Consider the following 23,602-nt stretch of genomic DNA (forward strand, 5'->3'; position numbering starts at 1 on the left):
GTACAGCAGGCTTTCGGCGCAATTCCACTCGCCCATGAAAAACGCCAGGGCCCCCTGAAACCGGGGGCTCTGGCGCATTGTGCGGCAACTTTCTGTAGCGGCTACAGAGGCTCAGTCGATGCCGACGAAGCCTCCGGTCTGGTGCTGCCACAGGCGCGCATACAGGCCGCCGTGGGCCAGCAGTTCGGCGTGGGTACCGGTCTCGGCGATGCGCCCCTGTTCCAGGACCACCAGGCGGTCCATGCGGGCGATGGTCGAGAGGCGGTGGGCGATGGCGATCACGGTCTTGCCTTGCATCAGGGTCTCCAGGCTTTCCTGGATCGCCGCTTCCACTTCCGAGTCCAGGGCCGAGGTGGCTTCGTCCATGATCAGGATCGGCGCATCCTTGAGCAGCACCCGGGCAATGGCGATGCGCTGGCGCTGGCCGCCGGACAACTTGACCCCGCGCTCGCCGACATGGGCGTCGAAGCCGGTGCGGCCCTGGGCGTCGGACAACAACGGGATGAACTCGTCGGCACGAGCCTTGCGCACTGCTTCCCAGAGTTCCTCGTCGGTGGCGTCGGGGCGGCCGTAGAGCAGGTTGTCGCGGATCGAGCGGTGCAGCAGCGAGGTGTCCTGGGTGATCATGCCGATGCGTTCGCGCAGGCTTTCCTGGGTTACCCCGGCGATGTCCTGGCCGTCGATGAGGATCTTGCCGCCCTGCAGGTCGTAGAGGCGCAGCAGCAGGTTGACCAGGGTTGATTTGCCGGCCCCGGACGGGCCGATCAGGCCGATCTTCTCCCCCGGGCGGATCTCCAGGTTGAGGTCGCTGATGACCCGGTTGGCCTTGCCGTAGTGGAACTCCACATGTTCGAAACGCACGCCGCCCTGGGCCACCGCCAGCTTCGGTGCCTGCTCGCGGTCGGTGAGTTGCAGGGGCTGGGCGATGGTCTTCAGGCCGTCCTCGACCATGCCGATGTTTTCAAAGATGCCGTTGATCACCCACATGATCCAGCCGGACATGTTGACGATGCGGATCACCAGCCCGGTGGCCAGGGCAATGGCCCCGGCGCTGATCAGCGACTGGCTCCACAGCCACAGGGCCAGGCCGGTGGTGCCGGCGATCAGCAGGCCGTTGAGGCTGGTGATGGTCACGTCCATGGCGGTGACCACGCGCCCGGCCAGCTGGCTCTTTTCGGTCTGCTCGGCGATCGCCTCGCGGGCGTAGCTCTGCTCGAAGTGGGTGTGGGCGAAGAGCTTGAGGGTGGTGATGTTGGTGTAGCCGTCGACGATTCGCCCCATCAGCTTGGAGCGGGCGTCGGAGGCGTCCACCGAGCGCTTCTGGATGCGTGGCACGAAGTAGCGCATGGCACCGATGAAGCCGGCGATCCACAGCAGCAGCGGGATCATCAGGCGCCAGTCGGCGTCGGCGAACAGCACCAGGGAACCGATGGCGTAGATGGTCACGTGCCACAGGGCATCGATCACCTGCACCGAGGAGTCCTGCAGCGAATAGCCGGTCTGCATGATGCGCTGGGCGATGCGCCCGGCGAAGTCGTTCTGGAAGAAGTTCAGGCTCTGGCGCAGCACGTAGCTGTGGTTCTGCCAGCGGATCAGGCTGGTCATGCCAGGGTTGATGGTCTGGTGCATCAGGAGGTCGTGCAGGCCCACCATCAGGGGCCGGAACAGCAGCGCCACCACCGCCATCCAGGCCAGTTCCAGGCCGTGGTCGGTGAACACCTGGACGCTGGGGGTGCCCTGGGCCAGGTCGATGATGGTGCTCAGGTAGCTGAACAGCGACACCTCGATCAGGGCCACGAACAGGCCCACCACCAGCAGGGCGACGAAGCTCGGCCAGACTTGCTTGATGTAGTGGAAGTAGAAGGGCAGGACCCGGTTGGGCGGGGTGGCGCTGGGAGCGTCGCGGAAGATGTCGATCAGTTGTTCAAAACGACGAAAGAGCATGGGGTCTGAAGCCCGGGGTACGGGCTCTCCTGTGCAGAAAACGGACGGGGCGCCGGGTAGGGCGCCGCCGTCGGGACAGGCTGCGAAGTATCAGTCGATACGCTTGGCCGACTTGATCAGTACCGGGTCGATCGGCACGTTCTGCATGCCCTGCTTGGTGGTGGTCTGGGAGTTGACGATCTGGTCCACCACGTCCATGCCGCTCACCACCTTGGCGAATACGGCGTAGCCGGCATCGCGGCCCGGGTCGAGGAAGGCGTTGTCGGCGACGTTGATGAAGAACTGGCTGGTGGCCGAGTTGGGGTTCGAGGTACGGGCCATGGACAGGGTGCCACGCACGTTATGCAGGCCGTTGGAGGCTTCGTTCTTGATCGGGTCGCGGGTGTCTTTCTGCACCATCTGCGCGGTGAAGCCACCGCCCTGGACCATGAACCCCGGGATCACCCGGTGGAAGATGGTGTTGGTGTAGAAGCCGCTGTCGACGTAGTCGAGGAAGTTCTTGCTGGAGATCGGTGCCTTGACCGGGTCCAGTTCCACTTCGATCTTGCCGAAGCTGGTGTCCAGCAGGACGTGGGGCGCCTTGGCCGGTTGCGCGGCCATCAGGTTGGCCGCGAAGAGTACGGAGCCGGCGACGAGGGCGATTTTTTTCAGCATGGGTCAGTGATCCTGGGTGGTGGTGTCGACTGTGGTCATGAAGTCCAGCAGGGTTTGGTTGAAGCGCTGCGGCTGGTCCAGCGGCGTGGCGTGTCGGGAGTCCTCGATCACCACCAGCCGCGCGTCCGGCAGCAGTTTGACATAAGCCTCCTTGAGCGCCACCGGGGTGTAGTCGCGGTCGGCGCTGACGACCAGGGTTGGACAGGTGATTCGTGACAGACGTTCCTGAACCCCCCAACCGACGATGGCGTCGAAGCTGGCGAGATAAGCACGTTTGTCGTTTTTTGCCCAGCGCTCGGCCATCTTCTGCCGCAGCTCGCCCTGCTCCGGCTTGGGAAACAGCCGCGGGCCCAGGGCCTTGCCGATGGCGCTCGGGCTCAGCACCCGGGCCAGGCTCCAGCGCTTGAACCACTGCCAGTAGTCGTTGGCGCTGCGCAGCTTGACCTCGGGGCCGCTGTTGACGATGCACAGGCTCTTGAGCAACTGCGGCTGGTCCACCCCCAGCTGGAAGCCGATCATGCCGCCCATGGACAGCCCGACGTAGTGGGCCGGGCCCAGGTTCAGGTGCTCGATCAGCGCCACGATGTCGGCGGTGAAGCCTTTGATGCTGTAGCGCTCCCGGGGCTTGTCGGAGCGCCCGTGGCCGCGGATGTCCGGGACGATCAGCCGATAGCGGGCCGAGAGCGCGGGGATCTGTTTTTCCCAGTCCAGGGCGCTGGAGCCCAGGCCATGGACCAGCAGCAGGGGTTCGCCCCGGCCGTATTCCTCGTAGTGCAGGGTGCAACCTTCATGCTCGAAATAGGCCATGGCAGAACTCCTGTTCTGGTGGGTGGGGCGTCAGGCTTGCTCGGGGGCGGCAAAGGGCGCATCCAGGGGCGCGGTGTCGAAGGTGCGCAGCAGCTCCACGAGGATCTGCGTCGCCGGGCCCAGGGGTTTGTCCTTGTTGGAGTAAAGGTAGAAGGTCGGGTGGCGGCTGCCGCCCTGGTCCAGGGGCAGGACCTTGAGCAGGCCTTCGCGCAGCTCGCGCTCGATCAGGTGCCGGGGCAGCCAGGCAAAGCCCAGGCCGCTGCCGACGAAGGTCGCGGCGGTGGCCAGGCTGCCCACGGTCCAGCGCTGTTCGGCGCCGAGCCAGCCGACATCTCGCGGTTGCTGGCGGCCGGAGTCGCGGATCACCACTTGCAACTGGCTTTCCAGGTCCTGGAAATGCAGTTCCCGCTGCAGGCGGTGCAGGGCGTGTTCCGGGTGGGCCACGGCGACGAACTCCACCGAGCTCATCTCGGTACCCAGGTAGCCGGGAATGTTGAAGCCGCTGATGGCCAGGTCGGCCACCCCTTCGAGCAGCACTTCCTCGACCCCGGACAGCACTTCCTCGCGCAGGCGCACGCGGCAGCCACGGCTTTGCGGCATGAAGGCGGTCAGGGCGCGTACCAGGCGCGCGTTGGGGTAGGCGGCGTCCACCACCAGCCGCACTTCGGCTTCCCAGCCCTGTTCCATATGGTGGGCCAGGTCTTCCAGCTGGCTGGCCTGCTTGACCAGTTGCCGGGAGCGGCGCAGCAACACGCCGCCGGCTTCGGTGAGCACTGCCTTGCGGCCGTCGATGCGCAGCAGCGGCACGCCGAGCTGGTCCTGCATGCGGGCCACGGTGTAGCTGACCGAGGACTGGGACCGGTGCAGCGCTTCGGCGGCCTGGGCGAAACCGCCGTGGTCGACCACCGCCTGCAGGGTGCGCCATTGATCCAGGGTCACGCGGGGCGCTTTCATGAGGGGCTCCTCTTGTCCTAAGCTGGCGCTCCTTACTGGAGACTGCCGAATGAGAAAATTCTGTTGTGTGTTGCTGGCTCTGTTGCCCTTGAGCGCCTGGGCCTATCCCATCGAAGTCGAGAAGCAGCTCAACGGCCAGAGCATCGATTACACGGCCTATGACACCGATGAAGACATCGGCTCCATCCAGTTGAACAACTACGGCAAGAGCGATGCGCTGTGCTCGGTGGTGTTTCGCAATGGCCCCGAAGCGCCGCGCACCCGCAAGGTGGAAGTCGCCGCAGGGCAGAGCAAGAACGTTACCGCCAAGTTCAATCGCAAGATCATCAAGCTGCGCCTGGACCTGACCTGCCAGGCCAAATGATCGAAGTGGGCCCGGCCCGGCCGGTTGCTGCAGGGCTGGCTCCGCTTATAAACGAATTTGTTGATTGGTTATAGCAGTTATTTGCGCTTTTTCATCGATATCACTCTGTTTAATCTGCGCTCCATCGACTTACGCATACCCCGATGGAGATTTGTGCCATGTCCCGCGTCCTGATCATTGAAAGCAGTGCCCGCCAGCAGGATTCCGTATCCCGCCAGTTGACCCAGACCTTTATCCAGCAATGGCAAGCCGCCCACCCGGGTGATTCGATCACGGTACGCGACCTGGCCCGCAACCCCGTGCCGCACCTGGATGCCAACCTGCTGGGGGGCTGGATGAAACCCGCCGAGCAGCGCAGCGCCGCCGAGCAGGACTCCCTGCAACGCTCCAATGAATTGACCGAGGAATTGCTGGCCGCCGACGTCCTGGTCATGGCCGCGCCGATGTACAATTTCGCCATTCCCAGCACCCTCAAGGCCTGGCTCGACCACGTACTGCGCGCCGGGGTGACCTTCAAGTACACCGACACCGGGCCCCAGGGCCTGCTCACCGGCAAGCGTGCCTACGTGCTCACTGCCCGCGGCGGTATCTACGCCGGCAGCACCGCGGACCACCAGGAACCCTACCTGCGCCAGGTGATGGGCTTTATCGGCATCCACGATGTGGAGTTCATCCACGCCGAAGGCCTGAACCTGGGGGGCGATTTCCACGAGAAGGGCCTGAACCAGGCCAATGCCAAGCTGGCCCAGGTGGCCTGAGCCGCGATTCTTGAGCCCAGGCGCCGCTCAGCGAAGGGCAGGGCGGCGCCGTTAATCCGCAGATAATCCACCGGTGTTCAAGTAGCGCCTGCGCATCCCCCTTCAAGCCGGTTCGCGCATCGAACCTCCCTTTGTACTGGTTGCTCCTTCAGTACCGACGCCCGATTGCACGCCTAGCGAGATCGGGCTTTTTTTTGCCCGGGATTTCATCTGAGGGGGCAAAACCGCTATCGTCGCCGCCATTCAAGACGAGGCGAACATGGGCTATCTACTTTTTGTCACGCTGATCCAAGCGTTTTCCTTCAGCCTGATCGGCGAATACCTGGCCGGGCATGTCGACAGTTACTTCGCGGTGCTGGTGCGGGTGCTGCTGGCGGGGCTGGTGTTCATTCCACTGACCCGCTGGCGCCGGGTGGCCCCGGCCTTCATGCGCGGCATGCTGCTGATCGGTGCGCTGCAGTTCGGCATCACCTACGTGTGCCTGTACCTGAGCTTTCGCGTGCTGACGGTGCCGGAAGTACTGCTGTTCACCATCCTCACGCCGTTGCATGTGACCCTGATCGAAGACGCCCTGAACCGGCGCTTCAACCCCTGGGGCCTGCTGGCGGCGCTGGTGGCGGTGGCAGGCGCGGTGGTGATCCGCTACGACAGCGTCAACCCGGACTTCTTCATGGGGTTCTTGCTGCTGCAACTGGCCAACTTCACCTATGCCGCCGGGCAAGTGCTGTACAAGCACCTGGTGGCGCGCTACCCCAGCGACGAGCCGCACTACCGGCGCTTCGGCTACTTCTACCTGGGGGCGCTGCTGGTGGTGTTGCCGGCGTTCCTGCTGTTCGGCAAGGCCCACTACCTGCCCGACGCGCCGCTGCAATGGGCGGTGCTGCTGTTCCTCGGCCTGGTGTCCACGGCCCTGGGCATGTACTGGTGGAACAAGGGCGCGTGCCTGGTGACCGGCGCCACCCTGGCGGTGATGAACAACCTGCATGTGCCGGTGGGGCTGTTGATCAACCTGCTGATCTGGAACCAGCACGAAGACCTGGGGCGGCTGTTGCTGGGCGGGTTGGTGATTCTGGGGGCGGTGTGGATCAGCCGCCGGGGCGCGGCGCCGCGCCTGACGCCCTAACCTGTAGGAGCCGGCTTGCCGGCGAAAGGGCCCGCAAGCGTTGCGTCTGGCCGGCCAACGCCTTCGCTGGCAAGCCAGCTCCTACCAGGTTACAGAGCCTGCTTCTCTACTGTCGGCACATGGCTGGCACCCAGCACCGCAGGCAGCAGGCCGGCCCGCAGGTCGGTGCCGCTGGGCTGCTGGTACAGGTTCAGGCCGAATTCCGGCATCACCGCCAGCAGGTAATCGAAGATATCCCCCTGGATGCGCTCGTAATCCACCCACGCGGTGGTGCGGGTGAAGCAGTAGATCTCCAGGGGAATGCCCTGGGCCGTGGTTTGCATCTGGCGCACCATGCAGGTCATGTTCGGCTGGATTTCCGGGTGGCTCTTCAGGTACGCCAGGGCATAGGCGCGAAAGGTGCCGATATTGGTCATGCGCCGGCGGTTGGCCGACAGCGCGGCGACGTTGCCCTGGGCTTCGTTCCAGCTTTTGAGCTCGGACTGCTTGCGCCCGATGTAGTCGGTGAGCAGGCGCACCTTGCTCAGGCGCACTTCTTCATCGTCATGCAGGAAGCGCACGCCGCTGGCGTCGATGTACAGGCTGCGCTTGATCCGCCGGCCGCCGGACTGCTGCATGCCGCGCCAGTTCTTGAACGATTCGCTCATCAACCGCCAGGTGGGGATCGAGACAATGGTCTTGTCGAAGTTCTGCACCTTGACCGTGTGCAGGGTGATGTCCACCACGTCGCCGTCAGCGCCGACCTGGGGCATTTCGATCCAGTCGCCGACCCGCAGCATGTCGTTGCTGGTCAACTGTACGCTGGCCACGAAGGACAGCAGGGTGTCCTTGTAGACCAACAGGATCACCGCCGACATGGCGCCCAGGCCCGACAGCAGCAACAGCGGCGAGCGGTCGATCAGGGTGGCGACGATGATGATCGCGCCAAACACGTACAACACCATTTTCGCCAACTGCACATAGCCCTTGATCGAGCGGGTGCGGGCGTGTTCGGTGCGCGCGTAGATGTCCAGCAGGGCATTGAGCAGGGCGCTCAGGGCCAGGAGCTGGAACAGGATGGTGAAGGCCATGGCCAGGTTGCCGAGGAACAGCAGGCTGGTCTTGCTCAGCTCCGGTACCAGGTGCAGGCCGAACTGGATCACCAGGGATGGAGTCATCTGTGCCAGGCGGTGGAATACCTTGTTGTGGCGCAGGTCGTTGAGCCAGTGCAGGGCCGGCTGGCGGCCCAGCAGCTTGACCGCGTGTAGCACCAGGTAGCGTGCCACTCGTCCGACCAGCAGGGCGACCACCAGTAACAGGGCCAGGCCGATGCCGGCGTGCAGGAGAGGGTGTTGGTCGAGTGCTCCCCAGAGATCCTGGGTATTGAGCCAGAGCTGTTTGAAATCCATGGGCTAAAACGATTCTTCTATAAGGCACAGGAGGGGGATTAGAGCATTTAACCCTGGGAAAGTTACGGTTAAGGACAAATCGGTTAACAAAAAACCAACTCTTTGCCACCGTTTGCACAAAGAAACTCGGCCTTCGCGCTCGAAACCGGTACCCTATGCAGCTGTTTTTTTGCATATCTTCGAGGTAGCACCCGTGTTTTCCCAATTCGCCCTGCACGAACGCCTGCTCAAAGCCGTGGCCGAGCTTAAATTTGTCGAGCCGACGCCGGTGCAAGCAGCGGCTATTCCGCTCGCGCTGCAAGGGCGTGACCTGCGGGTGACGGCACAGACCGGTAGCGGCAAGACCGCGGCTTTTGTCCTGCCGATCCTCAATCGCCTGATCGGCCCGGCGAAGATCCGCGTCAGCATCAAGACCCTGATCCTGCTGCCGACTCGGGAACTGGCCCAGCAGACCCTCAAGGAAGTCGAGCGTTTCTCCCAGTTCACCTTCATCAAGTCGGGCCTGATCACCGGTGGTGAAGACTTCAAGGTCCAGGCTGCCATGCTGCGCAAGGTGCCGGACATCCTCATCGGCACTCCGGGGCGCATGCTGGAGCAACTCAACGCCGGCAACCTGGACTTGAAGGAAGTCGAAGTGCTGGTGCTCGACGAAGCCGACCGCATGCTCGACATGGGCTTTGCCGAAGACGTACAGCGCCTGGTGGACGAATGCCCGAACCGCCAGCAGACCATGCTGTTCTCCGCCACCACTGGCGGCTCCGGCCTGCGGGAAATGGTCGCCAAGGTCCTCAACAACCCTGAGCACCTGCAACTCAACAGCGTCAGCCAGCTGAACGAAACCACCCGTCAGCAGATCATCACCGCCGACCACAACCAGCACAAAGAACAGATCGTCAACTGGCTGCTGGCCAACGAGACCTACCAGAAGGCCATCGTCTTCACCAACACCCGGGCCATGGCCGACCGCATCTACGGCCGCCTGGTGGCCCAGGACTACAAGGCTTTCGTCCTGCACGGTGAAAAGGACCAGAAGGACCGCAAGCTGGCCATCGACCGCCTGAAGCAGGGCGGGGTGAAGATCCTCGTGGCCACTGACGTCGCTGCCCGCGGCCTGGACGTTGACGGCCTGGACCTGGTGATCAACTTCGACATGCCGCGCAGCGGCGACGAATACGTGCACCGCATCGGCCGCACCGGCCGTGCCGGCAACGATGGCCTGGCCATCTCGCTGATCTGCCACGGCGACTGGAACCTGATGTCGAGCATCGAGCGCTACCTCAAGCAGAGCTTCGAGCGCCGCACCATCAAGGAAGTCAAAGGCACCTACAGCGGGCCGAAGAAGGTCAAGGCCTCCGGCAAGGCGGTGGGCGTGAAGAAGAAAAAGACCGACGCCAAGGGCGACAAGAAAAAGGCCGTGGCCAAGGCCCCGACCAAGCGCAAGACCGCCAACCGGCCCAAGAGCGACAGCCTGGTCAGCCAGGATGGCCTGGCGCCGCTCAAGCGCCGCAAGCCACAGGCCCCCGCCGCTGAATAAGCCTGGCGCCTGATGCAGATGAAAAGCCCGGACCTGGTCCGGGCTTTTTGCTTTGCGGGTGTCAGCTCTCGGCCTTTTTCTCGGCAGTGGCCAGTTCCTTGAGCCGCTGGTCGATCAACTGGCAATTGTCCGGCAGGTCCTTGCTGGAGGTGCTCAGGTCCATCTTCTGCAGTTCGGCGTTGATCTCCTTGGCCTTGGCCGGGTTCTGCTCGGTGATCTTGCTGACTTCCTGGGCCAGCTGTTCGCGCTTGGCGGTGGCTTCGTCCGGGGTGCAGGCCCAGGTGGGCAGGGCGAACAGCAGGCTGCTGGCGAGGGTAAGAATGCTCAGGTTCTTCATGGCGTAGGCCTCGTGATTCGGAACGGGCAGTCATCCGGTTGAGGCAGCGGAGGCAGGGAAAGTTCAGTTGGGTTGAGCCGGTGGCGGCGGCTTTGATTGCCGTGCCTGATCAGGAATTCTTACTCGGCAATTCAGATGGATCTGATTTGCCGGCGTCGCCGATAGCTCTAGCATCCGGCCTTGTAGCAGGGCGCGTGCCCCGCAAAACCAGCCATCCATCGACGATGCTCGCGCTTAATTGACGCCAGAATGGTGGCACATTAACATCGCGCGCCCTTTCTCTACCCTTGCTGCCGTTTCGAAGGACCGAATATGTCTCTCTCCACCCTCGGGATGAGGTTGTGCTGTGCCTTGTCCTGCTTGCTGCTAGTCACTGCGCTGCCCAGCGCCACTGCCGCGCCGTTGCCGGGCCCGGCTTTCAACCCCGGCGACCAGGACCTGATCCGCGACCGCCAGAACCGCCTGCTGGAAGAACAGCAGCGGCGCCTCGAAGAACTCAAGGACCTGCCCGGCAAGAGCGCCGCGCCTGTAGCGCCCACGGCGCCGGCCGACAGCCGCTGCTTCCCGATCAAGGACATCCAGCTCAAGGGTGCCGACTCGCTGTCGGCTGCCGAGCGCGAGCGCCTGCTCCAGCCCTACATCGGCCAGTGCCTGGGGGTAGCGCAGCTCAATGCACTGCTCAAGGTCATCACCGACCGCTATATCGAAAAAGGCCTGGTCACCAGCCGTGCCTACCTGCCGCAGCAAGACCTCTCCAGCGGCCAACTGCAAGTGCTGGTGGTGGAAGGCAAGCTCGAAGGGCTCAAGGCCGCCGAAGACAGCAAGCTCAGTGCCCGTGAGCTGAACATGGCCTTCCCCGGCAGTAGCGGTGAGCTGCTCAACCTGCGGCAGATCGAACAGATGGTGGACCAGCTCAACCGCCTGCCGTCGAACCAGGCGCAGATGGAACTGGCCCCGGGCCAGGCCGTGGGCGGCAGCGAGGTCTTGGTCAAGAACAACGCGCAAAAGCCCTGGCGCGTTGGCCTATCACGCAGCAACGAGGGCCAGAAGAGCACCGGCGAGCAGCAGTGGGGCAGCTCCTTCGAATGGGACAGCCCCCTGGGGCTGGCCGACCAACTGGTGCTGCGCGGCGGCCACGACGCCATCAGCGACCACCAGAAAACCTCGCGCAACGCCATGCTCTATTACAACCTGCCGTTTGGCTGGTGGAACCTCAGCTACAGCTACAGCCAGAGCGAATACCGTTCCCTGGCCCAGGCCGTGGGCTTCAACTTCAAGCAGACCGGCGACAGCCAGAACCACCAGTTGCGCCTGGAGCGGGTGATCCATCGCGACGCCCTCAGCAAAACCTCGCTCAATACCGGCCTGAGCTACCTGCGCACCAACAACTACATCGAAGACAGCAAGCTGAGCAACAGCAGCAACCGCCTCAGCGAGGCGCAGTTCGGCATCAACCATGGCCGGCGCATCGGCAGCGGTTTTCTCAACCTCGACCTGGGGCTGCAGGACGGCATCGGCGCCTTCGATGCCCAGCGTGAAAACCAGCGCGACCGTTTCGGCAACCGCCAGGCCAACGCCCGTTATCGCAAGTACAGCGCCACCGCCAGCTACCTGCAGCCGTTCAAGCTGGGGGAAGAATCCCTGGTGTTCAGCAGCCTGGTCACTGGCCAGCGCAGCGAGGACGTGCTGTTCAGTTCGCAACGCATGAGCCTGGGCAGCCAGTCCTCGATCCGCGGCTACAAGGACCAGAGCCTGAACGGCGACAGCGGCTACTACTGGCGCAACGACCTGCGCTGGACTCGTCCGGTGGGCTGGGACTGGCTGCGCCCGGTGTTCGCCGAATACGGCGCGGGGCTGGGCTATGACTTCGGCGCGATCCGCAACGACCGCTACAACGCCGAGCAGCATGGCCGGGTCTCCAGCGACTCCATCGAATTCTTCGCCCGGGGCAAGCACCTTGCCGCCAGCGTGACCTTTGCCCATTCCCTCGAACGGCCCGAAGCCCTGAGTGAACGGGAAGCCCCGATCTATTTCCGCCTGGACCTGTTCCTTTAACTCCGCTCTTTGCCCGAGATATACGACATGGACGCTCGTCAGTTCGCCTTTCTGGCCCGCCAGCCTTCCGCCACCCTGCAAGCGCGGGATTCGTTCTGGGGGCTGTCCAAACGCGGTCTGGCGTTCATCCTGGCCAACGTGATGTTCTGGCAGCCCGTGGTGGCGATGGCCGACGGCATCGTGGTCAACGGCAGCGGTACAACCCTGGGACAGGCCGGCAATGGCGTGCCCATCGTCAACATTGCCACGCCCAATGGCAGCGGCCTGTCGCACAACAAGTTCAGCGACTACAACGTCGGCCAGCAGGGGCTGATCCTCAACAACGCCACCGGCCGCACCCAGGAAACCCAGCTCGGTGGAATCATTCTCGGCAACTCCAACCTGGGTGGTCGCGCGGCCAATGTGATCCTCAACGAGGTCAACGGCGGCAGCCCCAGCCAGCTCAAGGGCTACACCGAAGTGGCCGGGCAAGCGGCCCATGTCATTGTCGCCAACCCCTACGGCGTGACCTGCAACGGCTGCGGCTTCATCAACACCCCCAAGGCCACCCTGACCACCGGCAAGCCGGTGATCGAGAACGGCCAGCTCCAGCGTTACCAGGTGGACCAGGGCAGCGTCGCCATCGAGGGCGCGGGCCTCAACGCGAGCAATATCGACCAGTTCGAAATCATCACCCGCAGCGCCAAGATCAACGCCGAGATCCAGGCCCGGCACCTGGCGGTGATCGCCGGGGCCAACGACGTCGATGCCAAGACCTTGAACGCCACGGCCCGCACCGCCAACCCGGCGGATGCACCGCAACTGGCCATCGACTCATCAGCCCTGGGCGGCATGTACGCCGGGGCGATCAAACTGGTGGGCACCGAGGCCGGGGTGGGGGTGAAGCTCGACGGCAAGCTGATCGCCAGTGGCGGTGATATCCAACTGGATGCCAACGGCCAGTTGCGCATGGCCGAAGCCACTGCCGAGAAGGGCGCGGTGGCGATCAAGGCCGGCAGTCTGGAGGCCCAGGGCGCGGTCTACGCCGGCAGCGAACTCAAGGTACAGACCCGGGGCGACCTGAGCAGCCAGAAAACCCTCGCCGCCCGCGACAGCATCCAGCTGGACAGCGGTGGCCAACTGAGCAACCAGGGCATCATCGAAGCCGGGGTCAATGCCGATAACTCTCGCAACGCCAACGGCGATATCAGCCTCAACGCCCGGGATCTCGACAACCGCGGCAAGAGCATTGTCGCCAGCCGCGACCTGACCCTGAACACGGTACAGATCTTGGACAACCGAGGCGGCACCCTGAGCGGGCAGCGCCAGGTGACGGTCAGTGCCGGGGCTCTGGATAACAGCCGTCAGGGCAAGCTGCTGAGCGCCGAGCGCCTGCAACTCGATGCCGAGCAAGTGCGCAACGGCCAGGGCGGCCTGATCAAGAGCCAGCATTCCCTCAATGCCAACCTGGGCCACCTGGGCAACAGCGGCGGCGAGCTGTCGAGCCAGGGCAGCAGCAACCTGGTGCTGGCCGGGATGGACAACCTCACCGGCGTGGTACTGGCGCAGCAGACCCTGACCATCACCGGCAGCGCTGAGCTGGACAACCAGGGCGGGCTGCTCTCGGGCTGGCAGGGCCTGACCCTCAATGGCACGGGCTTGAACAACAGCAACAAGGGCACCGTCTCCAGCCTCAAAGGCGGTGTCGAGGTCACCCTCAGCGACGCCTTGAACAACAGCCAGGGCGGTGGCCTGGTCAGCCAGCAGGCCCTGGACGTCAAGGCCGCCAGCCTCGACAACAGCCACCAGGGGGTGATCTCCAGCGCCGGCGAGCAAAGCCTCAAACTCAGCGGCCTGCTGGACAACAGCCAGGGCGGCTCCATCGACAGCGCCGCCACCCTGACCCTGCAGGCCATGGCCCTGGGCAACCAGGGCGGCACAGTCAACGCCGCCGGCGACCTGGAGTTCATCGGCAGCGACCTGGACAACAGCCACGGCACCTTCACCGGCAAGCAGGGCGTTACCCTCGACCTGCTGGGACACTTGATCAACAACCAGGGCACCCTGTCCGCCGCTGGCCCTTTGCTGCTCAAGCGCAGCACTAAGGTTGAGAACCAGGGCGGCGAACTTTTCAGCCAGCAGTGGCTGCGGCTGTTCACCGAACACTTGGACAACCGGCAGAAGGGCCGGGTCGCGGCCAATGAGTCGGTGTTGATCAGCGCCAGTGGCGAAGTGCAGAACAGCGATGGCGGAGAGATCCTCAGCCGCGAAGCCGACCTGCAACTCAATGCCGAGCGTCTGGATAACGCCAGAGGCCTGCTGCAGGCCAAGACCACCCTGGGCCTCGATGTGGCGGCCGACGCCGGTAACCAAGGCGGACAAGTGATTGCCCAGCAGGGCGACCTGACGCTCAAGGCGGGCCACCTCGACAACAGGGCCGGCAAGGTGTCCGCCCTCAACGGCGGCGCCACCCTGGAAACCGCGGCCGATGGCCGCCTCGACAACCGCGACGGCGCGCTCTTCGCCCAGCAGGCTCTGCATATCAGCGCCAGGGAGCTGGACAACAGCGCCGGCCAGATCAGCGCCCGGCAGATCGAGCTGGAGCTCGCTGGTGCCCTGAACAACCGCCAGGGCCTGATCGAAAGCGGCAGTACCCTGGCCACCGCTGCTGCCAGCCTGGACAACCAGCGCGGGCAACTGCGGGCCCTGGGCCTGGCCAGCAAGACCCGGTTCAGCATCGCTGGCACCTTCGACAACCGCGACGGCTCCCTGGAAACCGCCAACAACGACCTGGCCTTCGACGCCGGCGGCTTCAACAACCGCGGCGGCAGCCTGCTGCACAGCGGCAGTGGCGTGTTCGGCATCTCCATGGCCAACCTCGAAGACGTCGGCGGCCGCCTGAAGACCGCCGGCCAACTGACCCTGGAAGCCGAGCGCTGGACCAACAGCAGTGCAATCCAAGCCGACCGGTTGCTGGTCAAGGTCGACCACCTGACCCAGACCGCCGACGGCCAGCTCCTGGCGGGCACCGGCCTGACCGGCAGCGGCAGCCACTGGAACAACGACGGCCTGATCGGCAGTGACGCCGCGCTCAACCTCGACCTGAACGGCAACTACAGCGGCAAGGGGCGCCTGAGCAGCATTGGTCAACTGGACCTGCATGCCGCCCAACTGGACCTGGCGGACAGCGCCAGCATCGCCGGTGGCGCCAACGGCACCCTGAAGATCGACGGTGCGCTGAACAGCGCCGGGCGTATCACCGCCAGCCAGAAGCTGCTGCTGAATGCCGCCAGCATCCACAACCTTGGCACCCTGGGCAGCGGCGAAGACCTGAGCCTCAACGCCGCCACCCTGGTCAACGACCATGGCCTGATCTCCAGCGGCGGCAATATGCAGTTGCTGACCAACAGTTTCACCAACCGCTATGCCCAGGTGTACAGCCTGGGTACCGCGCTGATCGCCAAGGAAGACCAGCAAGCCAGGGCCGACCTGCTGGACAACCGCTCCGGGGATATCGAAAGCCTGGGCAAGCTGACCATCGCCGCCAGCACCCTCAACAACGTCATGGACGTGCTGCAGTACACCGAGCACGAAAAGAGTGCCGCCAGCATCACCCGCCTGTCCTGCACCCTGATTCCCGTCGCCGGCTGCGACGACCGCGGCGGTGGCCGCATCAACGGCCTGTGGGAAGTGGCCGAGACCGACCGCCTGCGGGTGACCAACAGCAGCGCCGCCGCCAGCCTCAACAGCGGCGCCGACCTGCAGATCGACACCCAGACCCTGACCAACACCAGCAGCCTGATTACCGCGGCCGGCGACATCAACATCAAGGCCGAGACCGTCCACAACCAGGGCCTGCAACCCCAGGAAATCACCACCCTGCGGCGCTACTGGAGCTTCGTCAACGAAACCGGCACCGCCGCAGCCCTAGCCGCCGCGTTCAACGCCCGCAACAACCCGACGCCTTCGAGCAGCTTCGCCTCCGACCTCAGCGCCTTCATTGCCTGGACCGGGGTGATGCTGTCCTCCAGCAGCAAGGTGGTGGACGGCGACCAATCCTTCGCCGCCACCATCCAGGCCGGTGGCAAGGTCAACCTCAAGGCTGACCAGACCCTCGACAACAGCGTGATCCGCTCCTTCTACGAGTACGTCGGCGCCGGCAAGACCCTGACCGACACCGGCGTTGGCAACGGCTACTCGACGCCGATCCGGATCAACCCGCAACTGCCCCCGGAACTGGCCCAGCAACAGGTCAACCCCCTGGAGCTGCCGGGCTTCACCCTGCCCACCGGCGGCAACGGCCTGTTCCGCCTCAGCGGCCAGGGCAGCACTTTGGCCCAGGCCCCGACGCCTGCGCAGATCGCCGGCCTGCCGGACGCCGCGAGCCTGTCCCGGCCGCACAAGTACCTGATCGAAACCAACCCGGCGCTGACCAACCTCAAGCAGTTCATGAGCTCGGACTACCTGCTGTCCAACCTGGGCTACAACCCCGATGAAAGCGCCAAGCGCCTGGGGGACGGTTTCTACGAACAGAAACTCATCCAGCAAGCCATGGTGGCCCGCACCGGCCAGCGCTTTATCGACGGCCAGGACAGCAACGAAAAGCTCTTCAAGCACCTGATGGACAACGCCATCCAGAGCAAGCAACAGCTTGATCTCTCGGTGGGCGTGACCCTGACCTCCGAGCAAGTCGCCGCCCTGACCCACGACATCGTCTGGCTGGAAAGCCATGAAGTGAACGGCGAACAGGTGCTGGTGCCGGTGCTGTACCTGGCCCAGGCCAACAACCGCCTGGCGCCCAATGGCTCCCTGATCGCCGGCAAGGACGTGAGCCTGATTGCCGGCAAGGACTTGAACAACGTCGGCACCCTGCGCGCGGCCAATGACCTGTCGGCGGTGGCGGGGGAGAACCTGGTTAATAGTGGGTTGGTGGAGGCGGGCAACCGCCAGGATCTGCTGGCGGGCAACCATCTGGTCAACCGCGCCGGCGGCATCATCGCCGGGCGCGACGTGACCCTGACCACCACCCAGGGCGACGTGATCAACGACCGCACCCTGACCACCCACCAAAGCAGCAGCGAAGACTACGTCCGCGAGCAGCGCCGCGACTTCCTCGACAGCGCCGCCCGCATCGAAGCCGGCAACAGCCTGAGCATCGATGCCGAACGGGACTTCGACAGCAACGGCAGCGTCCTGCACAGCGGTGGCGACACCCGCATCAAGGCCGGTCGCAACGTCAGCCTCAACGCCGTCGAACAAGTGGTCAGCAACGACCGCGGCATCGGCAACCTCGACCAGAGCAAAACCCAGCACGGCGCCACCCTGGAGAGCGGTGGGAACCTGAGTATTGAGGCCGGAGGCAACGTCACCGCCATCGCCAGCCAGATTGACGTCAAGGGCGACGTCTCGATGACGGCCAAGGACAACCTGACCCTGGCCTCGGCCGCCAATGAACAACACTGGGCCAGCAAGACCGGTACCACCAAGAGCGAAGAGGATCGTGTCCACCAGCAAGCCACCACGGTGACAGCGGGCGGGGATGTGACGCTCAAGTCCGGCCAGGACATGACCCTGATTTCCAGCAAGGTCAAGGCTGGGGATGAAGCCTATTTGGTGGCCGGTGGCGAACTGAACCTGCTGGCGGAGCAGGACAGTGAGCACTCGCTGTATGACATGAAGAAGAAGGGGGGCTGGGGCAACCTCAAGACCCAGCGTGACGAAGTCACCCGCACCACACATATCGGCAGCGAGATCAGCGCCGGTGGCAACCTGACCCTCAAGAGCGACGGTGACCAGAGGTATCAGGTCGCCAAGCTGGAGAGCGGCAAGGACATCACCCTGGATAGCGGCGGCGCTATCACCTTTGAAGGGGTGAAGGATCTGCACCAGGAGAGTCACGAGAAGACCAATAACAACTCCTTCTGGGTGTCCTCCAAAGGCAAGGGCAATACCGACGAAACCCTGCGCCAGACCCAGATGGTGGCGGCCGGCAATATCGTGATCAAGGCCGTTGATGGCCTGAAGATCGATGTGAGGCAGGTCAACCAGCAAACCGTCAGCCAGAGCATCGACGCGATGGTCAAGGCCGACCCGCAACTGGCCTGGCTCAAAGAGGCCGAGAAGCGTGGCGATGTTGATTGGCGGGTGGTGAAGGAGATCCACGACTCCTACAAGTACAGCAACTCCGGGCTGGGGCCGGCTTCGCAGATCATTATTGCGATTGTGATGGGCGCCGTGATTGGGCCTATGGCGGGTGGTCTGGTCGGTGGTGGTACTACCGGTGCGGTTGTGGGAGCTGTTGCGACGGGGGCGTCGACCAATGCGACCGTCAGCTTTATCAATAACGGTGGCAACCTTGGTGCTGTATTCAAGGATGTGACCTCTTCCAACGCGATGAAAGGGTATGTGATCTCTGGTGTTACTGCGGGGCTTACATCTGCTTACTTTGACGGTTGGACTGGCACTCATACTGATACGGCAACGAATCAGGTTATTGGGCCGAACCTCAGCACTTGGACAGGTGTTGGGCAATTTGCTGCGAGCCAAACACTGCAGAGCGGCACTTCCATGCTGTTGAGCAAGGCTCTGGGGCAGGGTGGCAGTGCAAGTGATGCACTGAAAAGTGCCTTGTTCAACACCTTGGCGGCGGCCAGCTTCAATGCGGTGGGTGATTACACCAAAGGTGTTTTGAACGACGGCATGCCTCCCAAAATATTGATCCACGCCATGGTTGGCGGCCTTCTGTCAAAAGCAACTGGCGGCGACTTCAAGACCGGCGCTTTGGCGGCGGGTGTAAATGAAGCTGTGGTTGTCCAGTTGGACAAACTGGTGAGTGGTAACAAGACACTACTGTCCATGAACTCGCAGATTGTGGGTGTGCTAGCAGCTGCTGCGCAGAGAGATGCGGATGCGCAATCGATAGAGAAGGGCGGCTGGGTTGCAAAAAACGCAACGCAGTACAACTATGCAGGGCATCAAGAAATTGACGACTTAGAGGAGCAGGCGCGTAACTGTAAAGCTCTTGGAAACTGTGATGAGGTCAGGGAGCGGTTTAGAAAACAGAGCGTTAAGCTTGATGATGAATTGGCGGCCGATTGTGCTAAAAATCCAGCCCTTTGCACGTTCTTGTATGGGGATCTCCTGCATGACAGAAATAGCCTGCAGGAGCGTCTTGGAAAGATGTATTTTGATGACAGTATTCCTTCGATGTTTAAGGAAGACTTGCATCGTTATCAGTTGCAGAATACAGCTGCTATAGGGGTTCTCATTCAGGCTCAGACTGAGTCTGCTCTTGAGAGTAAAGGAGTTTCGCCGGAAAAAGCTGCCTGGGTAAGTAAGCTTGTTGCGGCAATGGGCGGTTTTCTGGGCGGGAAGGGTAAAGGTGGAAACGGTGCTACAAGTGGAAAAGTAGCGGCTTCAGGTACTAGTAAACCTATTATTGATCATGTTGTTGTGTCTTCAGGTAAGGCTCCTAAAACAGCAGCACCAAACTCTATATATGAAATCTCTCGTGCGGATGGAAGTAAAAGTGTAACTTACTATGATGGTCAAGGACGGACCTTTTCACGGGAAGACTATGGCCAACAAAGAAGTCACGGTAGTTTAGGGTATGGTGTGGATGGGCGAGCAGTGCCCCATGAGCATAAGATTGAATATAATAGTCGGGGGTTTGTGGATAAACAGTATTATCGCGAAATCGATGCTGATGGTAAGCCTGTTGGAGCTTGGATTCTAGATAAGTAGAGGAGGACGGTTATGTCAAATGATGTTTGTGGTTATGTTTACCCTGCTCCAAGTCTGGAGTCCTGGATGGCGTTGGAAGAATATATCTCAAAAAGTAAATTGGGGATTCAGAGGATAAGGAGTAATGAGCTTTTTAATTATCCGTCAGAATTTATTCCTGATATAGACACTTTTATTTTTTTGATAGGGGATAGTCCGGGGTATCCTAATGCAACATATTTGACGGATTATAATGAATATGATCCTGACTTCTCAGATATTGGGTTTCCTTGTCACCCTAAAGACAGGGTTAAGATATTGTTGGGTGCTATAGGGGATATATTTTCAATATGTAAGTCTGAAAAGATATGTTTTTCTATAACGGATAGTAGTCAGGTGGAGGTCGTTAAAAGAATTTGCTTTTCTGAGATGTTTGATGTGGTGATTTCTGACTTTGAGAAGTATCAAGCCCCTCCTGATACTCTTTATGAAGTAAGGCGCGGTGGTTGTATTTAAAGTCAAGGGTGGAGAGGGGCGAGCTGAACGAAACTGGAATAATAGTGGGTGAAAGATTTTTTATTTGTGATTAAGTTTTTGATACTGAAGAGACGGCTAGGTTCTTGTCTTTAACGTTTGTGGGGCTATTGACTTGAGATTAATTAAAATATTCTGCAGGTAGACGTTAATGCTAGTGGCGTAAGTGGGAGGTGTCCAAATAGCTGGGTTACATATACATCGTCTGGCGGAAGAAGAACGAAATCATTGGCGCTCATTCGGGCGAAATAAACAATTCAAACCTCGATTATGCTGTGGAGGTGTTGTTGGCTAACGTGGATGGGACACGAAATACAAAATTAGTGACACAGTTTGCTGATGGAAATGTTTCGAAGATTAAAACGAGTACCTTGTTCCCCTCGTCCTGGACTGATACGCAAACTATGAGTGCTGTTTGGGCTACCGGAAATAGCCCGGCGCTCGCGCCTAGATCCGATGGCGTCTCGTTGCATCAAACAACAGTCAATGGAGTTGAGGTGATCAAGGTGGGGGATCGCGTTACTGCTAGCTATCCTTGTGGTAGGGACTGCACGGACCCAACGAAATTTTGATAGGTGAAGCCTGTTCAAAGAGTATGGTTTTTTACTAGCCTCTATAGGCTAAGAAGATTGTTGGTCTGATGTAGGTATTGATATCGCAGCCTCCAAAGTCTCTCAGTTTGATAATGTGAGTTGGGATGAACTCGAGTCTGTGCTATCGGTGAAGTCTGGAGTGTGGCGAGGTCGGTACGCAAAGTCCCTTGGCGATTCGAATGATGAGCGGGCCCTGCGTATTCTCTTAGTGCTTCTAAAGGCTGAAGAGGAGTCGGTTGTTGTTAATGCAATTGAATCAATGGAGTCAATTTTTTTAGCTGGTTATATTTTTGATAGGGCGCAGGTCATATTCGCGTTAAATGATGATTTGGAGAGCGGATGTCTAACGTTGAAGCTAATGAAGGCTACATTGGCTAAAAAGTTAAGGATGGTCTGAAGTAGTCATGTATTTCTGGCTGACTTCAGCCTCCGCTGATTTTGAGAACCGTAGATATCAAGGTTGAAGTCGTGCGGCTTTATACCGCCCCTTTCTGTTCATGCGAATTCTTAACAGACTGCGTTTTCACACAGCCCGATCAAGCCGCCCTTTTTGGCTTACTGGAGCACCTGCTCCTGCATCCGCCTCGTCGTCACATCCATCAAATCACACCCATCTCGCAGCAGAATGCTGCACACCAGCGATAGTTCCTGCAGCACCACTGCACCTCTGGGGGTGTCATCAGAAACCGTTAAGTTCTCCAGCAGTTGAGTCACGGCGCGAATGCGATACGCCACTGCATCGTGCAGGGCGTCAATGGCGGCTTGGGTATCGATCAGCTGGGAGGGGATGTTGCAGTCGTGGCCGGTTATAGCTTGATAACGCGTCATTTATTGAGCCTCTTTAGTTTGACTGAGGACTCTGTAAATCAGGTCGCCAACTCCGGTCGTTCTTTCAACGCCCCCTCGACTATATCCAGCGTTCCTCCCTGTCCTTTAAGCCTCATTCCTACTGGATTGTCTGCTTCTGCTGTAAGGCAATTCCTAATTTGTCGAGAGGACCTGTTCAAGCCGGTCCGCCGTGATTTTCCTGGCTTACAATGCCGCCGCTTATCGCCATGCCACAGGTGGTTTTTAGGTGGCGGTGCGTTGTTGAAAACCTCCTCAAGGAAGATCCGTCATGCGTCTGTTGTCTCTGCTCTTCACCCTCGCTTTGCTCGCCGGTTGTGCTTCCACGCCGGACTATTACATCTCGCCCAAACCAGTACGGATTCCCGCTACCGCCACTTACTGGATCGACACCTTCAACCTGCAGTTGGTCGGCGAGAGCGAGCGTTTTCTGCCCGAGGACAAGTTGCGTCAGCGACTGGGCATGGAGTTGATCCGGCAGTTGGGCAATGCCAATCGCTACGCCGCCACCAAGGACAGCGCCGACTACCTGCTGGATGTAGATGCGGTGTACAAGCGCCGCCTCAGTGATTCCCAGGGCGGGCTGGTGTCGATGGTCGTCGATGACAATACGATCCTTGCCAGTGTCGACTTTGGCTATAAGGTGCAGGTCAAGCGCGACGGCGCCGAGGTGTTGCATTTCGCCCAGGAGCGCGATGGTTTGCAGCCTGCCGGGGCCATGGGCCAGTTGCGCAATATGAAGACCATGTTGGGGGCGATCACCAACAGCGGTAACTCGGATGTGGAGAACTTCTACATTCGTGCTCTGCCGAGGTTCATCGTTCGCGATATCACGGCCATTCCTTCTCGTGAGTGAGTGTGTGGGGGGATTGTAGGAGCGAGCTTGCTCGCGATGAGCGCCAGGGCGTCGCGTTCTTTCAGTAGCGGCGCGTTATCGTTGGCGTTGTTCGCGAGCGAGCTCGCTCCTACAGGGGGATCAACGTGCTTTTTGGGTTATAGCTTTTTCACCGGAATGCAGATCTCACACTCCAGCTCCCCGGTCTTGACGTCGTAGAAGGCATCCGCCGGATAGCGTTCGAAGGCCGGGCGCGGGTCGAATTGCAGGCCGCTCTTGGGCAGCCAGTCGCGGCACAGTTCGATCCAGGCGTCGGCGATAGCCGGACCCAGGCCGCGGTAGTGGGCCACGGCGTAGAGGCCGCCGGGCAGGGTGGTGACGATGGCCAGGGCGCTGGCCTTGAAGTCTTCGGGCACTTCCACGCAGGCGTCGTAGCGGCATTTGTCGGCGGGGGTGAGGTCCGGGTCGTCGTGGCCGATGCCGTAGCGCACGCGGTTGAAAAGTTGATGTTCGAGCATCCACGGCGCGGCGGTTTCGCGCCAGAAAATGCCAATGCCCGGGCCGTAGGCGCCGATATAGCGCAGGTAGGCCACGCGGGTGGCGGGTAGTTGCTGCAGGGTGACCTTCATCGCGGTTTCCTTCAGGTGAATGAAGGCGTCAGGATCGTCGAAGGCGGGGATGTGGGTCTGATCAGGATTGCGCAATTCACGCAGGCGGCGTTCGCGGATGTCGTCCAGGCGGCGGTGCCAGCGTTTGGGCTCGGTATCGCGCCAGGTGCTGGGGGAGACCGAGAAGTGCTGTTTGAAGGCCCGGGAAAATGCCTCGCCGGAGCCGAAGCCGACTTCCAGGGCAATTTCCAGCACTGAGGCCGAGGGGCGGCTGGCCATGAGGTAGGCGCCGCAGGCCAGGCGTCGGCGGCGCAGGTAGGCACCCAGGGGCTCGCCGACCCAGGCGCTGAACAGGCGGTGGAAGTGGTAGGGCGAGAAATGGGCGACCCGCGCCAGGTCCGCCAGCTCCAGGGGTTGGTCCAGGTGTTGGTCGATATGCTCCAGCACCCGGCTCATGCGCAGGGTGTATTCGTGGAGGCTGTGATAGGCGGCGCTCATGTCTACAGCTTAGTTGGCTGGGTGGGTCGTCACAGTCTGCCGCAGATTTGTGCCGTTTGTGAGTGCGAT

At 61.4% G+C, this 23,602-nt stretch carries 16 protein-coding genes; 8 read left to right on the forward strand and 8 right to left on the reverse strand.

The window, feature by feature from the left end:
- Positions 1 to 111: 111 nt before the first annotated feature.
- The 4 genes from AC1RMG_RS11160 to AC1RMG_RS11175 all read right to left on the reverse strand — a co-directional run bounded on the left by AC1RMG_RS11160 (position 112) and on the right by AC1RMG_RS11175 (position 4,359).
- Positions 112 to 1,944: an ABC transporter ATP-binding protein gene (locus AC1RMG_RS11160; protein ID WP_015634574.1), complete on the reverse strand. Its 1,833-nt coding sequence runs from the start codon at positions 1,942 to 1,944 to the stop codon at positions 112 to 114.
- Positions 1,945 to 2,034: 90 nt separating this feature from the next.
- The gene (locus AC1RMG_RS11165) at positions 2,035 to 2,598 is read right to left on the reverse strand and encodes a peptidylprolyl isomerase A (RefSeq protein WP_011059880.1); all 564 of its coding nucleotides are present in this window, start codon (positions 2,596 to 2,598) and stop codon (positions 2,035 to 2,037) included.
- A 3-nt stretch (positions 2,599 to 2,601) separates the two neighbouring features.
- Positions 2,602 to 3,405, reverse strand: coding sequence for an alpha/beta fold hydrolase (locus AC1RMG_RS11170; protein WP_011059881.1), 804 nt, complete (start codon positions 3,403 to 3,405; stop codon positions 2,602 to 2,604).
- Between the two features lie 30 nt (positions 3,406 to 3,435).
- Complete coding sequence (locus tag AC1RMG_RS11175; protein ID WP_011059882.1) at positions 3,436 to 4,359, reverse strand: PA3225 family LysR-type transcriptional regulator; 924 nt, start codon at positions 4,357 to 4,359, stop codon at positions 3,436 to 3,438.
- Between the two features lie 49 nt (positions 4,360 to 4,408).
- Between AC1RMG_RS11175 and AC1RMG_RS11180 the strand changes: the two genes are divergently transcribed.
- The 3 genes from AC1RMG_RS11180 (at position 4,409) to AC1RMG_RS11190 (ending at position 6,604) form a co-directional block, all read left to right on the forward strand.
- A complete protein-coding gene (locus tag AC1RMG_RS11180) occupies positions 4,409 to 4,723 on the forward strand; it encodes a hypothetical protein (protein ID WP_011059883.1) in 315 nt (104 codons plus the stop codon).
- A 158-nt stretch (positions 4,724 to 4,881) separates the two neighbouring features.
- Positions 4,882 to 5,481, forward strand: coding sequence for an FMN-dependent NADH-azoreductase (locus AC1RMG_RS11185; protein ID WP_011059884.1), 600 nt, complete (start codon positions 4,882 to 4,884; stop codon positions 5,479 to 5,481).
- Between the two features lie 259 nt (positions 5,482 to 5,740).
- Complete coding sequence (locus tag AC1RMG_RS11190) at positions 5,741 to 6,604, forward strand: carboxylate/amino acid/amine transporter (RefSeq protein ID WP_011059885.1); 864 nt, start codon at positions 5,741 to 5,743, stop codon at positions 6,602 to 6,604.
- Positions 6,605 to 6,693: 89 nt separating this feature from the next.
- On the opposite strand, the gene AC1RMG_RS11195 is transcribed toward AC1RMG_RS11190, so the two are convergent.
- Positions 6,694 to 7,992: a mechanosensitive ion channel family protein gene (locus AC1RMG_RS11195; protein ID WP_011059886.1), complete on the reverse strand. Its 1,299-nt coding sequence runs from the start codon at positions 7,990 to 7,992 to the stop codon at positions 6,694 to 6,696.
- Between the two features lie 193 nt (positions 7,993 to 8,185).
- On the opposite strand from AC1RMG_RS11195, the gene AC1RMG_RS11200 reads away from it, so the two are divergent.
- Positions 8,186 to 9,526, forward strand: coding sequence for a DEAD/DEAH box helicase (locus AC1RMG_RS11200; RefSeq protein ID WP_011059887.1), 1,341 nt, complete (start codon positions 8,186 to 8,188; stop codon positions 9,524 to 9,526).
- Between the two features lie 61 nt (positions 9,527 to 9,587).
- Here AC1RMG_RS11200 and AC1RMG_RS11205 read toward each other — a convergent pair whose 3' ends face one another.
- Positions 9,588 to 9,863, reverse strand: coding sequence for a hypothetical protein (locus AC1RMG_RS11205; protein WP_011059888.1), 276 nt, complete (start codon positions 9,861 to 9,863; stop codon positions 9,588 to 9,590).
- Positions 9,864 to 10,175: 312 nt separating this feature from the next.
- Between AC1RMG_RS11205 and AC1RMG_RS11210 the strand changes: the two genes are divergently transcribed.
- Genes AC1RMG_RS11210 through AC1RMG_RS11220 form a run of 3 tightly spaced genes read left to right on the forward strand, consistent with a single transcriptional unit; the run spans position 10,176 to position 20,135 of the window.
- Positions 10,176 to 11,918 carry a ShlB/FhaC/HecB family hemolysin secretion/activation protein gene (locus tag AC1RMG_RS11210; protein WP_493169219.1) on the forward strand — a complete coding sequence of 581 codons (1,743 nt, stop codon included), beginning with the start codon at positions 10,176 to 10,178 and terminating at the stop codon, positions 11,916 to 11,918.
- A 27-nt stretch (positions 11,919 to 11,945) separates the two neighbouring features.
- Positions 11,946 to 19,640 (forward strand): two-partner secretion domain-containing protein, encoded by a 7,695-nt coding sequence (locus AC1RMG_RS11215; RefSeq protein WP_493169221.1) that lies wholly within the window; start codon positions 11,946 to 11,948, stop codon positions 19,638 to 19,640.
- Between the two features lie 12 nt (positions 19,641 to 19,652).
- On the forward strand, positions 19,653 to 20,135 hold the full coding sequence (locus tag AC1RMG_RS11220) for a hypothetical protein (protein WP_011059894.1): 483 nt from the start codon (positions 19,653 to 19,655) through the stop codon (positions 20,133 to 20,135).
- Between the two features lie 1,166 nt (positions 20,136 to 21,301).
- Here the strand turns inward: AC1RMG_RS11220 and AC1RMG_RS11225 are convergent.
- A complete protein-coding gene (locus AC1RMG_RS11225; protein WP_072444256.1) occupies positions 21,302 to 21,574 on the reverse strand; it encodes a hypothetical protein in 273 nt (90 codons plus the stop codon).
- 289 nt (positions 21,575 to 21,863) lie between these two features.
- Between AC1RMG_RS11225 and AC1RMG_RS11230 the strand changes: the two genes are divergently transcribed.
- A complete protein-coding gene (locus tag AC1RMG_RS11230; protein WP_493169224.1) occupies positions 21,864 to 22,448 on the forward strand; it encodes a hypothetical protein in 585 nt (194 codons plus the stop codon).
- A 137-nt stretch (positions 22,449 to 22,585) separates the two neighbouring features.
- Here the strand turns inward: AC1RMG_RS11230 and AC1RMG_RS11235 are convergent, their stop codons facing one another.
- The gene (locus AC1RMG_RS11235; RefSeq protein WP_493169226.1) at positions 22,586 to 23,533 is read right to left on the reverse strand and encodes an AraC family transcriptional regulator; all 948 of its coding nucleotides are present in this window, start codon (positions 23,531 to 23,533) and stop codon (positions 22,586 to 22,588) included.
- Positions 23,534 to 23,602: the final 69 nt, after the last annotated feature.

This window comes from Pseudomonas sp. GW822-FHT04H02 (assembly GCF_058800645.1).

Excerpts from the sequence above, each read along its gene's own strand:
- AC1RMG_RS11160 (WP_015634574.1), bottom strand. The coding sequence starts at position 1,944 with ATGCTCTTTCGTCGTTTTGAACAACTGATCGACATCTTCCGCGACGCT.
- AC1RMG_RS11165 (WP_011059880.1), bottom strand. The coding sequence starts at position 2,598 with ATGCTGAAAAAAATCGCCCTCGTCGCCGGCTCCGTACTCTTCGCGGCC.
- AC1RMG_RS11170 (WP_011059881.1), bottom strand. The coding sequence starts at position 3,405 with ATGGCCTATTTCGAGCATGAAGGTTGCACCCTGCACTACGAGGAATAC.
- AC1RMG_RS11175 (WP_011059882.1), bottom strand. The coding sequence starts at position 4,359 with ATGAAAGCGCCCCGCGTGACCCTGGATCAATGGCGCACCCTGCAGGCG.
- AC1RMG_RS11180 (WP_011059883.1), top strand. The coding sequence starts at position 4,409 with ATGAGAAAATTCTGTTGTGTGTTGCTGGCTCTGTTGCCCTTGAGCGCC.
- AC1RMG_RS11185 (WP_011059884.1), top strand. The coding sequence starts at position 4,882 with ATGTCCCGCGTCCTGATCATTGAAAGCAGTGCCCGCCAGCAGGATTCC.
- AC1RMG_RS11190 (WP_011059885.1), top strand. The coding sequence starts at position 5,741 with ATGGGCTATCTACTTTTTGTCACGCTGATCCAAGCGTTTTCCTTCAGC.
- AC1RMG_RS11195 (WP_011059886.1), bottom strand. The coding sequence starts at position 7,992 with ATGGATTTCAAACAGCTCTGGCTCAATACCCAGGATCTCTGGGGAGCA.
- AC1RMG_RS11205 (WP_011059888.1), bottom strand. The coding sequence starts at position 9,863 with ATGAAGAACCTGAGCATTCTTACCCTCGCCAGCAGCCTGCTGTTCGCC.
- AC1RMG_RS11210 (WP_493169219.1), top strand. The coding sequence starts at position 10,176 with ATGTCTCTCTCCACCCTCGGGATGAGGTTGTGCTGTGCCTTGTCCTGC.
- AC1RMG_RS11215 (WP_493169221.1), top strand. The coding sequence starts at position 11,946 with ATGGACGCTCGTCAGTTCGCCTTTCTGGCCCGCCAGCCTTCCGCCACC.
- AC1RMG_RS11220 (WP_011059894.1), top strand. The coding sequence starts at position 19,653 with ATGTCAAATGATGTTTGTGGTTATGTTTACCCTGCTCCAAGTCTGGAG.
- AC1RMG_RS11225 (WP_072444256.1), bottom strand. The coding sequence starts at position 21,574 with ATGACGCGTTATCAAGCTATAACCGGCCACGACTGCAACATCCCCTCC.
- AC1RMG_RS11230 (WP_493169224.1), top strand. The coding sequence starts at position 21,864 with ATGCGTCTGTTGTCTCTGCTCTTCACCCTCGCTTTGCTCGCCGGTTGT.
- AC1RMG_RS11235 (WP_493169226.1), bottom strand. The coding sequence starts at position 23,533 with ATGAGCGCCGCCTATCACAGCCTCCACGAATACACCCTGCGCATGAGC.